This window comes from Streptomyces sp. NPDC090083, from assembly GCF_044747445.1.
GTDB lineage: Bacteria > Actinomycetota > Actinomycetes > Streptomycetales > Streptomycetaceae > Streptomyces.
Map to the genome: position 1 here is coordinate 871,221 of NZ_JBIVED010000001.1, position 15,335 is coordinate 886,555.

At 70.8% G+C, this 15,335-nt stretch carries 12 protein-coding genes; 9 read left to right on the forward strand and 3 right to left on the reverse strand.

What is annotated here, in order from left to right; genetic code table 11:
• The 7 genes from ACIPTO_RS03675 to ACIPTO_RS03705 are packed head-to-tail and all read left to right on the forward strand — an operon-like array spanning position 1 to position 8,557.
• The gene (locus tag ACIPTO_RS03675) at positions 1 to 966 is read left to right on the forward strand and encodes a sugar ABC transporter permease (RefSeq protein ID WP_366311976.1); all 966 of its coding nucleotides are present in this window, start codon (positions 1 to 3) and stop codon (positions 964 to 966) included.
• Positions 963 to 1,835: a carbohydrate ABC transporter permease gene (locus ACIPTO_RS03680; RefSeq protein WP_366311978.1), complete on the forward strand. Its 873-nt coding sequence runs from the start codon at positions 963 to 965 to the stop codon at positions 1,833 to 1,835. The genes ACIPTO_RS03675 and ACIPTO_RS03680 overlap by 4 nt, the downstream gene beginning before the upstream one ends.
• Before the next feature lie 29 nt (positions 1,836 to 1,864).
• Complete coding sequence (locus ACIPTO_RS03685) at positions 1,865 to 4,732, forward strand: glycoside hydrolase family 2 TIM barrel-domain containing protein (protein ID WP_401189218.1); 2,868 nt, start codon at positions 1,865 to 1,867, stop codon at positions 4,730 to 4,732.
• 5 nt (positions 4,733 to 4,737) lie between these two features.
• Positions 4,738 to 5,901, forward strand: a complete 1,164-nt coding sequence (locus tag ACIPTO_RS03690) for an MFS transporter (protein ID WP_401189694.1) — start codon at positions 4,738 to 4,740, stop codon at positions 5,899 to 5,901.
• A 34-nt stretch (positions 5,902 to 5,935) separates the two neighbouring features.
• Positions 5,936 to 6,946, forward strand: a complete 1,011-nt coding sequence (locus ACIPTO_RS03695) for an ATP-binding cassette domain-containing protein (protein ID WP_401189220.1) — start codon at positions 5,936 to 5,938, stop codon at positions 6,944 to 6,946.
• A gap of 1 nt (position 6,947) precedes the next feature.
• Positions 6,948 to 7,751, forward strand: a complete 804-nt coding sequence (locus ACIPTO_RS03700) for an ABC transporter permease (protein ID WP_401189223.1) — start codon at positions 6,948 to 6,950, stop codon at positions 7,749 to 7,751.
• A complete protein-coding gene (locus tag ACIPTO_RS03705) occupies positions 7,751 to 8,557 on the forward strand; it encodes an ABC transporter permease (protein ID WP_401189225.1) in 807 nt (268 codons plus the stop codon). The genes ACIPTO_RS03700 and ACIPTO_RS03705 overlap by 1 nt, the downstream gene beginning before the upstream one ends.
• 39 nt (positions 8,558 to 8,596) lie before the next feature.
• Here the strand turns inward: ACIPTO_RS03705 and ACIPTO_RS03710 are convergent, their stop codons facing one another.
• Complete coding sequence (locus ACIPTO_RS03710) at positions 8,597 to 9,874, reverse strand: YhgE/Pip domain-containing protein (protein ID WP_401189228.1); 1,278 nt, start codon at positions 9,872 to 9,874, stop codon at positions 8,597 to 8,599.
• A gap of 124 nt (positions 9,875 to 9,998) precedes the next feature.
• On the opposite strand from ACIPTO_RS03710, the gene ACIPTO_RS03715 reads away from it, so the two are divergent.
• A complete protein-coding gene (locus ACIPTO_RS03715) occupies positions 9,999 to 10,571 on the forward strand; it encodes a WHG domain-containing protein (protein WP_366311990.1) in 573 nt (190 codons plus the stop codon).
• Positions 10,572 to 10,588: 17 nt separating this feature from the next.
• Here the strand turns inward: ACIPTO_RS03715 and ACIPTO_RS03720 are convergent, their stop codons facing one another.
• Together ACIPTO_RS03720 and ACIPTO_RS03725 are read right to left on the reverse strand one after the other, a co-directional pair.
• On the reverse strand, positions 10,589 to 12,295 hold the full coding sequence (locus tag ACIPTO_RS03720; protein WP_401189230.1) for a DUF2264 domain-containing protein: 1,707 nt from the start codon (positions 12,293 to 12,295) through the stop codon (positions 10,589 to 10,591).
• Between the two features lie 78 nt (positions 12,296 to 12,373).
• Positions 12,374 to 13,417: a rhamnogalacturonan acetylesterase gene (locus ACIPTO_RS03725; RefSeq protein WP_401189232.1), complete on the reverse strand. Its 1,044-nt coding sequence runs from the start codon at positions 13,415 to 13,417 to the stop codon at positions 12,374 to 12,376.
• 188 nt (positions 13,418 to 13,605) lie between these two features.
• Here ACIPTO_RS03725 and ACIPTO_RS03730 point away from each other — a divergent pair, with 188 nt between their 5' ends.
• A complete protein-coding gene (locus ACIPTO_RS03730) occupies positions 13,606 to 15,285 on the forward strand; it encodes a rhamnogalacturonan lyase B N-terminal domain-containing protein (RefSeq protein ID WP_366311996.1) in 1,680 nt (559 codons plus the stop codon).
• The last annotated feature ends 50 nt before the right edge of the window (positions 15,286 to 15,335 follow it).

Here is a 15,335-nt window from a genome sequence, read left to right on the forward strand (position 1 = left end):
ATGTCGACGACCACGACACGCGACCTCGCGAGCCCCGCCCCGGCCGAGGCCACTCCGGCCAGGCCGCGGCGGGCCCTGCGGGGCAGCCGCACCTTCAACTTCTGGCTCTTCATCGGCCCGTTCCTCGCCGGACTGATGATCTTCGTCTACGTCCCGATCGGCTGGAGCATCTACCTCAGCTTCTTCGAGGCGCGCTTCACCGTCACACCGAGCACGTTCGTCGGCTTCGACAACTACACCTACATGCTGACGAACCCCGACTTCGTCGGCTCGCTCGGCACGTTCACCGTCTTCGCCGCGTTCATCGTGCCCACCACCTGGGCGGTGTCCCTGGGCCTGGCCCTGCTGGTGAACCGGCTCCGGTTCATGCGGGCCTTCTTCCGGTCCGTGTTCTTCCTGCCGACCGCGTGCAGCTATGTCGCGGCGGCGCTGATCTGGAAGATGTCCATCTTCAGCGGCGTCCGCTTCGGCCTGATGAACACGGTCATCGGCTGGTTCGGCGCCGAGAACATCGCCTGGCTGTCCAACCCCAGCCCGCCCTGGTACTGGTTCGTCATCGTCACCGCCCGCCTGTGGCTGCAGTCCGGCTTCTACATGATCCTCTTCCTGGCCGCGCTGCAGAACATCCCGGCGGAGCTGTACGAGGCGGCCGCGATCGACGGGGCCAAGCCGGGCTGGCAGACCTTCCGGCACATCACCCTGCCTCAGCTGCGGGCGACCTCGACCGCGGTGATCCTGCTGCTGCTCATCGCCGCCTACCAGGCCTTCGACGAGTTCTTCAACCTCCTGTCCAAGACCACCTGGGGCCGCCCGCCCCTCGTCGAGCTGTACTACACGGCCCTCGGCGAGAACCAGGACTACGGCGCCGGCAGCGCGGGGGCCGTGATCCTGACCGTGCTGATCGTCATCGTCACCCTGTTCCAGGGCAAGCTCATGGGCTTCGGCCGCGGAGAGGAGGCCAAGTGACCACCACGGCACCGCAGCTGAGGAAGCCACGCGGCAAGAAGCGCGGCGGTGTCCTCAGCAGCACGGGTCTGTACCTCGCGACCGGCGTCGCCGCCTTCCTCTTCCTCGTCCCGTTCTACCTGCTGGTCCGCAACGCGCTCTCCACGGACGCCGAGATCACCGGGGAGCACTGGAAGTTCTTCCCCACGCATCTGCGGTGGGGCAACGTCGGCGACCTCTTCGACGACACCTCGGTGGACTTCGCCCGGTCGATGTGGAACTCGCTGGTCGTCGCCGTCTCCATGACCGCGGGCATCCTGCTGATCTGCTCGCTGGCCGGCTACGCCCTGGCCCGCATCCCGTACAAGCACTCCAACAAGATCTTCTATCTCGTCCTCGGCACCCTGATGGTTCCCACGGCCGTCACCTTCGTGCCCAGCTTCGTTCTCGTCTCGTCCCTCGGCTGGGTCGATACCTATCGGGGTCTCATCATCCCGGGCCTGTTCAGTGGTTTCACCTGCTTCCTCTTCCGGCAGTACTTCCTGGGGTTCCCCAAAGAGCTGGAGGAGGCGGCACGCGTGGACGGACTCGGCTACTGGGGCGCGTACTGGAAGGTCGTGGTGCCCAACTCGCTGAACTTCTTCGCCGCCATCGCCACGATCACCTTCATCAGCGGCTGGAACGCCTTCCTGTGGCCGCTGGTCATCGGCCAGGACCCGGGAGCCTGGACCGTCCAGGTCGCCCTGTCCTCGTACATGACCAACCAGACCGTCGTGTTCCACCAGATCTTCATGGCCACCGCGATCTCCATCCTCCCCCTCGTCTTCGTCTTCCTCTTCCTCCAGCGCTGGCTGGTCCAGGGAATCGCGCAGACCGGCATCAAGGGCTGACCCACCCGCCACTCACGACCAGGAGACCGATGACTCCCAGCACCGCCGCCGACCGTCTCGAAGACGTCTCCCCGGGCAGCGGAGCCCTCCCGCCCCGCGCCCGCTACGCGTCCTCGGACGCGATGTCACTGTCGTTGAACGGCAGTTGGCGTCTGCGGGTGTCGGCGACGGCCGACGCCGAGGACGACTCGTTCGCCGCGGAGGGCTATGACGCCGGGGACTGGGCCGAGGTCACGGTCCCCGGCCACTGGGTCCTCCAGGGGCACGGCTCCCCCAGCTACACCAACCACCTCTACCCCTTCCCGGTCGACCCGCCCCGCGTCCCGACGGAGAACCCCACCGGCGACCACCTCCGCACCTTCGACCTGCCGTCCGAGTGGCCCTCGGACGGCGGGGCCGTGCTGCGCCTCGACGGCGTCGAGTCCTGCGCGCGGATCTGGCTGAACGGCACGGACATCGGAGAGTTCAAGGGGTCGCGGCTGCCGCACGAGTTCGCGGTCGGCCACCTGCTGAAGCCCGCCGGCAACGTCCTGGCCGTCCGCGTCCACCAGTGGTCCGCGGGCTCCTACCTGGAGGACCAGGACCAGTGGTGGCTGCCCGGCATCTTCCGTGACGTCACCCTGCTGCACCGCCCGCCCGGCAGCGCCCTCGACTTCTTCGTGCACGCCTCCTACGACCACGTCGGCGGCGCGGGCACCCTCCGCGTCGACTCCGACGTCGACGGCCGGGTCACCGTGCCCGCTCTCGACATCGATGTCGCGACGGGCGAGTCGGTCACCGTGCCGGTGCGGCCGTGGTCGGCCGAACTCCCGGCCCTGTACGACGGGTTGCTCACCACCGAAGGCGAACGCGTCCCGCTCCGGATCGGCTTCCGGACCGTGGAACTCTCCGACGGGCTCATCAGGGTCAACGGCCGGGCGATCCTCTTCAAGGGCGTCAACCGGCACGAATGGCACCCGGAGAAGGGCCGCGCCCTCGATCCGGAGACCATGCGGGAGGACGTGCTGCTGATGAAGCGGCACAACATCAACGCGGTCCGCACCTCGCACTATCCGCCGCACCCCGACTTCCTCGACCTGTGCGACGAGTACGGCCTGTGGGTCATCGACGAGTGCGACCTGGAGACCCACGGGTTCACCGAACAGGCCTGGCGCGACAACCCCGTTGACGACGACCGCTGGACCCCGGCCCTGCTGGACCGCGCGGCCCGCATGGTGGAGCGGGACAAGAACCATCCGTCGATCGTCATGTGGTCGCTGGGCAACGAGGCCGGCACCGGGCGCGGTCTCACGGCGATGGCCGAGTGGATCCGGGCCCGCGACAGCTCCCGTCTCGTGCACTACGAGGGCGACATCGACTGCCGTGACACGGACGTCTATTCACGGATGTACGCCGGCCACACCGAGGTCGAACGCATCGGGCAGGGGCTGGACGGCGGCACCGAGCGGCGGCGCCGCCTCCCCTTCATCCTCTGCGAGTACGCCCACGCCATGGGCAACGGCCCCGGAGGACTCGCCGACTACCAGCGGCTCTTCGAGTCGTACGACCGGCTCCAGGGCGGTTTCGTCTGGGAGTGGATCGACCACGGCATCAAGGACGAGCGCTTCGGCTTCGCGTACGGCGGTGACTTCGGCGAGGAGCTGCACGACGGGAACTTCGTCTGCGACGGCCTGGTCTTCCCCGACCGCACGCCCTCCCCCGGGCTGGTCGAGTACAAGAAGGTGATCGAGCCGGTCCGCATCACCGGCGACGGCGCGGACGGCACCGTACGCGTCACCAACACGTACGACTTCGCCGACCTCTCCGCGCTGGCCTTCACCTGGGCCCACCACGTGGACGGCGAGACGGTCGGGTCGGGCACGCTCGCCGTGCCGGCGCTCGGCCCCGGCGAGTCCGCCGACGTCACACTGCCCGAGCCTCCCGCGCGGTCCGACGGCGCCGAATCCCACTGGACCGTACGGGCGTCGCTCGCGGCCGACACCGCCTGGGGCCCGGCAGGTCATGTGGTCGGCTGGGGACAGTTCCCCGCCACCGCGCGCACGGTCCCGGCCCTGTCCGCGCACGCCGGACCCGTGGCCGGTGAACGGCGGACCACGCTCGGTCCGGCCGCCTTCGACGCCCGCACCGGGGAGTTGAGGTCGATCGGCGCGGTGGACGTCACGGGTCTGCGCCTCGACATATGGCGGGCGCCCACCGACAACGACGAAGGGGCGTCCTGGCAGACCGACACCCGGTACGGCCCGCTCTGGCGGACGTTGGGCCTGCACCGGATGCGGCACCGGCTGGACGGCGTCGAGGTGAGCGAGGACGCGCTGACGGTCCGCACCCGGGTGGCGCCCGCCGGCCGGGAGATCGGGCTCGCGACGGTGTACCGCTGGACCTCGGACGGTACGCGGCTGCGGCTGACCGTGTCCGTGGCGCCCGAGGGCGACTGGACCTTCCCGTTGCCGAGGCTGGGCATCCGGTTCGGCCTCGACGCGGGCGCCGACCGGGTGCGCTGGTTCGGCGGCGGTCCCGGCGAGGGCTATCCCGACACCAAGTCCGCGTCACTGCTGGCACGTTGGGAGTCCACGGTCGACGCCCTCCAGACCCCCTACCTCCGCCCGCAGGAGAACGGCGCCCGCCCGGACGTCCGTTGGGCGGAGCTGGGCGGGCTGCGCGTCGACGGTGATCCGGAGTTCTGGTTCACCGCCCGCCGCTGGACGACCGAGCACCTGGACGCGGCCGCCCACCGCACCGACCTCACCCCCGGCGACACCGTCTGGGTGAACCTCGACCACGGCCAGCACGGCATCGGCTCGCAGTCCTGCGGCCCCGGCCCGCTCCCGCGGTACTTCCTGAACGCCCGACCGACGGAGTTCTCCTTCGTGTTCTCGGAAAGCCCGGAGACCAGTTGACCGGCATGATCACGGATCCGCCCGCGGCCGACCGGCTCTTCACCCGGCCGGCCGCGGTCGCGTCCTGCGTCGGCTTCGTCCTCATCGGCATGCTCCAGGCCCTCTACGGCCCGGCGGTCCCTGGCCTGCGCCACGAGTTCGGCCTCTCCCCCTCCGGTGCGGGTCTCGGTCTGAGCCTGCACTTCACGGGCGGGGTCGCCGGAGTCCTCGTCTTCAACGCGATCCACTCCCGGATCAGCAACAGGGCGCTCCTGGCAGGGGGTTACGCCCTGATGGCGGCGGGCGGCGCGGGTTTCGCGCTCGCCCCGGACTGGCCCCTCGCCCTCGCCGCCGCGTTCCTCGCCGGTCTCGGCTTCGGCGGGGTGGACTACGGCCTCAACCAGCTCTTCGCCGTCGGCTTCGGCGACCGTTCCACCGCCATGCTGAACGTGCTCAACGCCCACTTCGGCATCGGCGCGGTGCTCGGCCCGGCGCTCATCGCCTGGCTCGGCCCGGACTCCTACCCGTACGCGTTCGGCGCCTGCGCGGTGCTGGCGATGGTGCTGGTGTTCGCGGGCTCAAGTGGCGTACGTACACGTGTATCTGACGCCCCACCAGCGACGAAGGGATCGCGGTCCCTCGGGGTGTCCCGGGTCCTCGTCGGCTTCCTCGTCCTCTACATCCTCAACGTGGCCGTGGAGGCGGGCGTCGGCGGCTGGGAGCCGACGCATCTGGAGACGGTCGGCTACACCGCCACCGTGGCCGCGTCGGCGACCTCGGTCTACTGGCTGATGATGACGGCGGGCCGCTTCCTCGTCGTGCCGATCACGCTGCGCCACGCCCCCGAGCGGATCCTCGCGGTGTGCGCGGCGGGGATGACCGTGTGTCTGCTGCTGACGCTGATCAAAGGAGTGGCACCGGTGGCGTACGCCGGTGTTGGCTTGTTCATCGCGCCCGTCTTCCCGACGGGCCTCGCCTGGCTCAACTCGGCGCTCCCCCGGGCCAGGCGGGCGGGGGCGTGGGTGATCGCGGCCTCGAACGTCGGCGGAGTGGCGGCCCCGCCGCTGCTCGGGGTCGGGATCGAGGCCTCCGGGATCCACGCGGTGCCCCTGCTGTTGACCCTGTTGTCGGGCGCGTCGCTGCTGGCGACGCTCCGGCTGATGCGACTGACGAGGAGGTCCACGCCATGAACGCACTGTTCCGGCTCACCCGAAGGCTGATCCAGTGAGCGAGAGCGGCATCGAGGTCCGGGGGCTCTCCCGCACCTTCCACACGACGGTCCGGCGGCCGGGCCTGGTCGGCGGTCTGCGCTCCCTGGTCAACCCGGAGCGCGTGCCCAAGTACGCCGTCTCGGACGTCACGTTCGACGTCGCCCCGGGTGAACTCCTGGCCCTGCTCGGCCCGAACGGCGCCGGCAAGTCCACCACCATCAAGATCCTCACCGGCATCCTCCGGCCCACCTCCGGCGAGGCCCGGGTCGCGGGCGTGGTGCCGTACGAGGAGCGGGAGCGCAACGCCCGCAACATCGGGGCGGTGTTCGGGCAGCGCACCCAGCTGTGGTGGGACCTGCCGGTGCGCGAGTCGTTCGCGATCCTGCGGGACATCTACGAGGTGCCCAAAGACCGCCACGCGGCCCGGCTGCGGGAGTTCGACGACATCCTCGAACTGTCCGCCTTCTGGGACACCCGCGTCCGCCATCTCTCCCTGGGCCAGAGGGTGCGCTGCGACCTGGCCGCCGCCCTGCTGCACGATCCGCCGGTCGTCTTCCTCGACGAGCCGACCATCGGCATGGACGTGGTCGTGAAGGAGCAGGTGCGGGAGTTCCTGCGGCACCAGGTCGAGGAGCGCGGCCGTACGGTCCTGCTGACCACGCACGACATGACGGAGGTCGCCCGGCTCGCCGAGCGGGTCGTCCTCATCAACCACGGCCGCCTGGTCCTGGACGGCACCCTGGACGAGATCCGCCGCAGGTTCGGCTCGACCTGGCAGATCCGCGCGACGCTGGCCGACGCGCACGCCGAGGTCGTGGGCCTGCCGGGCATCGCCCTGGTACGGCGGGACGGCCCGCAGGTGGTGTTCGGTCCCGACGGGACCGGGGGGCCGACCGTCCATCAGGCGCTGAAGCAGGTCATCGAGCGCTACGAGGTGACCGAAGTCGCCATGGACGAGGCCGAGTTGGAGGACGTGATGCGGGCCGCCTACGTCCAGGCCGGGCCGCCGGCCGAGGAGGCCTGACATGGCCGCCCCGCACGCCTGGCGTGCCGCCCGTGTCACCCCGCTCGGCGAACTGCTCGCCCCGCCGCGCATCACGGCCGCCCTGCTCCGCCTCACCGTGCAGGTGGTGCTGGTGGCGTCCCTGTGGCGCGGCCTGTACGCCCACACCGGCCCCACCGCGGGACTCACCCGCGAGCAGGCGGTGACGTACGCCGTGCTGGCCGTACTCGCCTCCCGGCTGCGGGAGTTGGACCAGTACGCGGGCCGGGACACGGTGCTGCAGCACATGCACTTCGGCACGATCGTCTACTGGTATCTGCGCCCGCTGCCGCCTCAGCGCTACTACGCGCTGCGGGCGTTCGGCGAGCAGGTGTACGGGCTGGCCTGGGCCCTGACGGGCTACGTCGTCTGTCTGGCCGCCGGTGTCGTCGAACCGCCCGAGTCGGCTGCCGCGGCGGGGGTGTTCGCCCTGAGCATGCTGCTGGGCCAGCTCGTCCTCTACTACGTCATGCTCGTCATCGACCAGTTGTGCTTCTGGACGCTCCGCAACGGCGCCGCGATGCTCATCCTGATCTTCGCGCAGAACCTGCTGTCCGGGGTGTACGCGCCGCTGTGGTTCTTCCCGGACTGGTTCATCACGATGAGCCGGTTCCTGCCGTTCCAGGCGACGCTGAGCGTGCCGCTGTCGATCTACGTCGGCCGGGTCCCGCTGACCGACGCGGGGGCCCAACTCGCCCTGCAGGCCGCCTGGGTGGTGGCCCTGTCCCTGTTCACCCGGTTCCTGTGGCGGCGCGCCGCCCGCCGGGTCGTGGCCCAAGGAGGGTGATGTCCGTGAACGCCGTCCGCATCGTCTGGCGCGTCACGCGCCTCAACTTCCGTGCCCAGCTGGAATATCGCACCGAGTTCCTGCTGATGATCGCGATCGGCGCGATCTGGCAGGTGTCGGTGATCGTGTTCGCGACGGTGCTGCTCACCCGGTTCGCCGGGATGGGCGGCTGGGACAGCTCGGACGTGCTGCTGATCCCGGCGACGCGGATGATGGCGCACGGCCTGATGGTGCTGGTCCTCGGCCGGATGCACGGCATCGGCCGGTACATCCAGGAGGGCCGGATCGACATCTACCTGGTGCGCCCGATGCCGGTCCACCGCCAGGCGCAGCTGGAGTACTTCCCCACCAACGCGATCGGCGACCTGACGGTGGCCACCGGTCTCATGATCGGCGCGCTCGGCCGCAGCCATCTGGACTGGACACCGGGCCGGATCGCCTATCTGGTCGCCGCGCTCATCGGCGGCATGCTCCTGGAGGCGGCCCTCTTCACGGCCGTGGCCGGCGCCTCGCTCCGCTTCCCGTCCGCGGACTACTGGAGCCGCTGGCTGGAGGACCTCCTCGGCACCTTCGGCAGCTACCCCCTCAACGTCCTGCCCCGCGCGGTCGGCGGCTTCCTCACCTACGCCCTCCCGCTCGCCTTCGTCGCCTACCTCCCGGCCGCCGTCCTGACCGGCCACGGCCACGACACGGGCGTCCCGTACTGGCTGGCGGCGGTCTCACCGCTGGTGGGCGTGCTGGCGTATCTCGCCTCACGACTGCTGTGGCGGTGGAGCCTCGCCCACTACACGGGGGTGAACGGGTGAGCACCGCACGGCAGTCGTGACCCGGACCGGCCGACCGGCTCAGGCGGGCTGCGGTGTCAGACGCCTGTGGCCCTTCCTGTCGTAGTACTGGACCATCGCGAAGCCGAAGAGCAGGCCGATCGCCGCGCCGACGCCGATCATGGTCCACGCGCGGGTGAGGCCCGCGTCGCCGCGGGCGTCGAAGTAGAGGATCGCCCTGACGCCGTCGCTGAGCTGGCGCATGGGCTCGAAGTGGGAGAGGAAGCGGTAGAAGCCGGGGACGGCCTGGAGGGGGACGGTCGCGCCGGAGGACGGGAGGCCCAGGACGATGAACACGAACATGGAGATGAGCTGGCCAATTCCGCCGAACGCGGCGTTGATGGCCTGGACGCCGAGGCCGACGGCGAGGGCGGCGCAGTAGGAGTAGATCCACAGGAGCGGGATGTGGGTCGCGTCCATGCCGAGGATGCTGACGCTGGCGAGCATGATCAGGGAGACGCTGAGGACGGTGATCCCGGCGGTCATGGCCATCTTCAGGATCAGCGTCTGGGTGCGGTCGATCGGGACGGTGGGGCGGCGGGTGTGCCAGGGGCCGATCTCGTTGTCGGCGTAGCCGAGGCCGGTGTCGACGCCGTTGCTGATGACGTTGCCGCCCATGAATCCGGCCAGGACCAGCAGCAGGGTGTAGTAGAAGGCGGTCAGGCCGATGCCGCTGTTGTCGCCGATGGGGTGGCCGACCTGGGTGGTGACGGCGACGGGGTCCGCGAGGAGCAGTTTCTGCGTGCCGTCGGCCTTCGGTGCCGCCGCCGTGAGCTGCTTGCCGATGGCCAGGGACGCCTGCTGGGCCGCGGTCGTGCTGATCCGGGCGGCGAGGGAGGAGCCGAGGCTGCCCTTGCCGGGGTTGGTGAGCACGGTGATCGTGGGGCGGCTGGTGGCGTTCGCGGTGGTGAGCGCGGCGACGGAGTCCGTGAATCCGGCGGGGACGACGAGGGCGCCGTAGACCTTTCCGGCGTCGAGTTCGTCCTGCGCCTGGGCTCTGCTGAGCGGGCGCCAGCCGGCCGCGCGGCCGGCGGAGTCGGTGACGATGGAGTGGGCGATCTGGGTGCCGAGGTTCTGCCGCTGCCCGGGGAGCGGTCTGCCGGTGTCGCTGTTGACGAGGGCGATGGGCAGCGCGTTCAGCTCGCGGTTGGGGTTGACGATGCCGCCCATGTAGAGGAGGGACAGCAGGAACGCGAGCAGGCCGGTGAGCACGGTGGGGATGAGCCACAGCTTGGGGCGGCCGAGCAGTGCGGTGGCGCGGAGGCCGGTGGGGGCGGGGGTGCCGGAGTCGTCGTCCATGGTGGTCAAGTCTGGAGTCGGGACCGGGCGGGGGACAGCGGTGAAACGCGCCGGGCACCCGTCTTGCTCATTGGCTATTGTCCTCAGGTCGGGTCGCCGCAGGTCGGAGAGGGGGTGGTGGGCCGTGGCGCGCGCGGGACTCACCGCCGACCGGGTCGTGTCGGCGGCCGCCGACCTCGCCGACGAGGTCGGCTTCGAGAACGTCAGCCTGTCCGCGCTGGCCCGCCGGTTCGGTGTGAAGGACGCGAGCCTGTACTCGCACGTCCGCAACCTCCAGGATCTGCGCACCCGGGTCGCGTTCCTCGCGGGCGGCGAACTGATCGACCGTATCGCCGTCGCGGTCGCCGGCCGCACCGGCAAGGCCGCCCTGAGCGCCTTCGCCGACGCCTACCGCTCCTACGCCCTGGAGCACCCGGGCCGGTACGCGGCCACCCAGATCCGCGTCGACCAGTCCCTGGTCGCCGGCTCCCCGGCCCTGCGCCGCACCGCCGAGATCACCTACGGCATGCTGCGCGCCTACGGCCTCGACGAACCCGATCTCACCGATGCCGTACGGCTGTTGAGGAGTACGTTCCACGGCTACTGCGCCCTGGAGTCCACCGGCGGCTTCGGCGCGCCGCGTGACGTGCAGCGGTCGTGGGAGCGGGCGGTCGACGCGCTGCACGTGGCGCTGACCCGGTGGCCGGGAGAGGACTGACGCGGGCGCGGGCTCGCTCAGCGGCGCGTCACGGACCAGGACGAGACTCCGGACGGCCCGGCCGACTCCGTGAACCGGAAGCCCGCCCGCCTGCCGTCGGGCCACCGGACAAGGACTCCGTGATCCCCGTCGGCCTCCACGGAGACCGTCTCCGCGAGGGGACGGGGGTCGGGCTCGGCCGTGAGCCGGGCCAGCGCGACGAACAGGGTGGGCCCGTCGCCGAGCACCCCCTCGCCCTCCGACAACCCGTGCAGGGCGACGAGTTCGGCCACCGCCGAGTCGCCAGCCCGCCACCCGGTGACCCGTACGGTCGTCCCCGCGGGCGCGCCCACCACCAGATGGGCCCGCACCTCCACCGCCCCCTCGGCCACCACCAGGCTGACCACCTGGGCCCCGTGGGCCGCCGTGTGCCGCGAGGCGGCCCAGCCCTCCCCCACCCCCAGGGGCACGATCTCCGTACGGCTCGGATCGCCGCCGACGATCACGCTGTTGTCGTACGACGACGAGGGCACGGTCACCGTGGAGTAGGCGAGGCGCGTGTAGTACGGGTCGTAGCGGACGTCCTCGCTGCCGTGGTTGTGGAGGCGGACCAGGCCGTCCGAACGGGTCGACTGGAGCAGCCAGTTGGCGGGCGCGACCGGGGTGACCGCGTCCTGCCGTTCGGCCGGGCCCGGTTCCTCCGGTGCCGTCCACACCTCGTGGTCCGGCGGGAGGAGCAGGCCGAGGAAGCCCTTGCTGGCCCAGTACGGGGAGGCGGGGCCCGAATAGCCTTGCAGGAAGGCCTCGTCGGGGCCGTGCCAGCCGAGGGTGAGCAGGCCGTCGGCGTCGACCGCGTCGCGCTCCAGGAAGTACTTCAGGGCGCCCGACGCCAGCCGCCGGGTCTCCCCGGGGGCGAGTGGCGTACGGCCCGTCAGCGCGCCGAGCCACAGCGGGGCCGTCGTCGCGAAGCGGTAGGTGAGGGAGCGGCCCTGGAGCATGGGCGCGCCGTCGGCGCCGAACAGACGGGCGTAGTCGGCGAGATGGCGTTCCAGCCGGCCGCCGTAGAGGTCGAGGAGCCGCGGGTCGTCGGCGAGCCAGGCGTGCAGGACCGGGTAGAGGTGCATGGCCCAGCCGTTGTAGTAGTCGAACTTGCGGCCGTCGCCGTCGGTGTACCAGCCGTCGCCGGCGTACCAGTCCTCGATGCGTGACAGGCCCCGGTCGATCGCCTTGCGGGACGCGTCGGGCTCGTGGCCGACGTCCTGGAGGAAGCCGCCGACCGTGACGGGGAACAACTCCCAGTTGCAGGGCCAGGGTTCGGCGGTGAGGGCGTCGGCGAGCCAGGCCGCCGCGCGCTGTCGTACGGGGTCGTCGAGGCGGTCCCAGAGGAGGGGGCGGGTCAGACGCAGGGCGAGGGCGACCGAGGCCGCCTCGACCAGTGGCTGGCTGCGGTCCTCGATGCGCGGCCAGACGCCCGCGACGCCCGCGGCGAGGCCGTCGGCGTAGCGCTCCAGTGCCGTCTCGTCGCGGCGGAAGGCGGCCAGCAGCAGGGTGCGGGCGTAGCCCTCCAGGCCGTCCGAGAGCCTGCCGGACCAACTGGTGCGGGTGCCGGGGAGGTGGTAGAGCGCGCGGTCCTCGGTCGCGTACGGCTCCACGGCGGCGAGGAGGGTGTCGGCCGCCTTCTCCCAGTGGGCGCGGGTGAAGCCGGTGCGCGGGCTCGACACGCGGTCGTCGGACGGCAGGTGCATCGGCTCGCTCCCACGCTGGAGGGGTGGAACCTGGGGCGCCCCGGTTCCGGTCGGAACGCCCCAGGGGTCTTTCGGGTCTCACCCCACTCGTACCCGGCCCTCCGGCAGCAGATGCCGGGCGACGAGTGCGTCGCGGACCAGGCCCGCGTACACGGTGGCGCCGTGCGCGGAGGTGTGCGTGTTGTCCTTCTTCTCGTTGTAGAGGTAGAGCGCCTTCGAGCCTTCCACTCCCAGCGATTCCGCCAGCGCCTTGGTCTGCGCCGTGAGGTCCACCAGCGTTACCCCCTCGGCGGCGGCGACCGAGCGGACGACGCCCGGAAGGTCGACGCCGAGCCCGTTCACCAGCAGCGCGGTGTCGTTGTCCAGTGTGCCGTCGGCATTGAACCAGCGGCGGACGATCGGTGTCACGAGTACCGGACGGCCTCCCCTGTCACGAATACCCCGGACGAACGTTTCCAAGTTCGCGCGATACGTCGCCTCGTCGGTGGTCTTGTCGTTGTGGGCGAGTTGGACGAGGACGAGGTCGCCGGGGCGGATCAGTTGCCCGACTCTCCCCCACAGCAGGGGACTTGCCAGATAGGTGACCGTACTCTCCCCGGAATCGGCGTAGTTGGCGACCGAGATTCCCTTCCGGAGGAACTGCGGCAGCTGTTGACCCCAGCCCGAGTACGGGTCGCCCGGCTGGTCGCAGACCGTGGAGTCGCCGATCAGGATGATCCGGCGGGCGTGCGGCGCGGGGGTGACGCGGATGCCGGCGAGCGCGGGCGCCGTGCCGCCGAGGGCGAGGTCGAGGCCTGGGGTGCCGTCGGGGCCGGTGGGTTCGCCCTCGGGGGTGCGGACGTCGACCGTGAAGCCGCGGGTCACCGGGTGGCCGGCGGCGGTGGCCGTCTCGGGGAGGAGGGAGCGCCGGGTCTCGCCGGTGACGGCCGTACTCGCCGCCGCCGTGCCGCCGAGGCGGACCGTGACGTCGTAGGTGCCGGGCGGGACGTCGAAGTGGCAGGCGGTGGCCGTGCAGTGGTCGAGGCCGGGCGGGGGTGTGCGGTCGTGCGCCTGGGCGGGTGCGGCCGGCACGGCGCTGCTCAGGGTCAGTGCGGCCAGCAGGGCGAGGGTGAAACGTCTCATGCGTGGCTCCTCCGTCCGACGACAAGGCCTGGCGGAGGACCGTACCGCTCCGGACAAGCGCTTTCTAGTACTCGGCCGATTTTCGCGTACTTGCCAACTCCAGCAATGCGAAAGGCCTTTCGCGAAATCGATTCAACTGCCACGCTCCACAGCACCCGCACCCCCACCTCCCGAAGGAGGCACCCCCCATGTCCGGTTCTGTGAACAGACCGGTTCGCCGTCGCACCTTCGTCCTCGGCACGGCGGTCGCCGCCGGTTCGGCGGCCCTCGCCGGGCCGCTCGCCCCGAGCGCGTCCGCCGCGGGCTTCGGCTACACCGACGACGGCTCGAACTACGTCGTGGACACCGGCGCGAGCCTGGTCTTCAAGGTCAGCAAGACCAACGGCGATCTGACCTCGCTGGTCTACAAGGGCACCGAGTACCAGGGCTACGGCGGCATGAACTCGCATGTCGAGTCCGGGCTCGGCGCGTCCACGGTGACGATCGCGCAGTCCGGCACGACGATCCTGGTCTCCGTCACGCACGGCACGCTGAAGCACTACTACGCGGCCCGCAGCGGCGAGAACAACGTCTATCTGTGGACCAACAAGGCCGACACCTCGGTCAGCGCGACCCGCTACATCGTGCGGGTCAAGGCCGGCATGTTCCTCAACGACCAGCCGGACTCCTACACGTACGCGCCGACGACCATCGAGTCCGCGGACGTCTTCGCCAAGTCCGACGGCCAGACCCGCTCCAAGCACTACGCGAAGAACCGGGTCATCGACTACGACTACGTCGGCTGGAGCACCGGCGGCGTCGGCCTGTGGGTCGTGCGCAGCAACCACGAGAAGGCGTCCGGCGGCCCGTTCTACCGTTCGCTGCTGCGCCATCAGAGCGCGGACGGCGGCGGGCTGTACGAGATCCTGTACTACGGCGAGAACCAGACCGAGGCGCAGCGCTTCGGCCTCCAGGGTCCGTACGTCATCGCGTTCACGGACGGCGGCGCGCCCTCCTCGTCGCTCTACCACGCCAACCTCACCACCTCGTGGGCCGACGGACTCGGCATCTCCGGTTACACGGCGGCGAGTTCGCGGGGCCGGGTCGCGGGCGTGGGCATCACCGGGCGGGACACGGCCTACGCGTACACGGTGGGACTCGCCAACTCGGCCGCGCAGTACTGGGGTTCGGCGCGTGCCTCGGACGGCTACTTCTCGATCACCGGGGTGCTGCCGGGGACGTACACCCTGACCGTGTTCAAGGGTGAACTCGCCGTTCACACCGCCTCGGTGGCGGTCACGGCGGGCGGGACGACGACGCTGAACAGCATCGCGATCCCGGCCTCGAACGACCCGTCCAACGCGAGCGCGATCTGGCGGATCGGCAACTGGGACGGTTCGCCGAGCGGGTTCAAGAACGCCGACCTGATGACGTACGCGCACCCCTCGGACGTACGGGCCGCCTCCTGGACGGGGAACGTCGTCGTCGGCAGCGGGACGGAGACCTCGGCGTTCCCCTGCTATCTGTGGAAGGACGTCAACAGCGGGATCATCGTCTACTTCCGGCTGACGGCGGCCCAGTCGGCCGCCGCGCACACCCTGCGCATCGGGGTGACGACGGCGTACGCGAACGGCCGTCCGCAGGTCGTCGTCAACGACACCTGGACCTCGGCCGTCCCCTCGCCGCCGACCCAGCCGAGCACCCGGTCGCTGACCGTGGGGTCGTACCGGGGCAACAACTACACGTTCAGCTACAGCGTTCCGGCGTCGGCCTGGCTGACGGACGCCAGCGCCTACAACACGCTGAAGATCCATGTGGCGAGCGGGTCGGGCACGACGTCGTTCCTGAGCGCGGGCACGTCCGTCGACGCGATCGATCTGCTCGCCTGAGGGCGGCGGCTCCGGGGCGGGCCGCCGCCGGTCGCACCGACTCCGGCGGC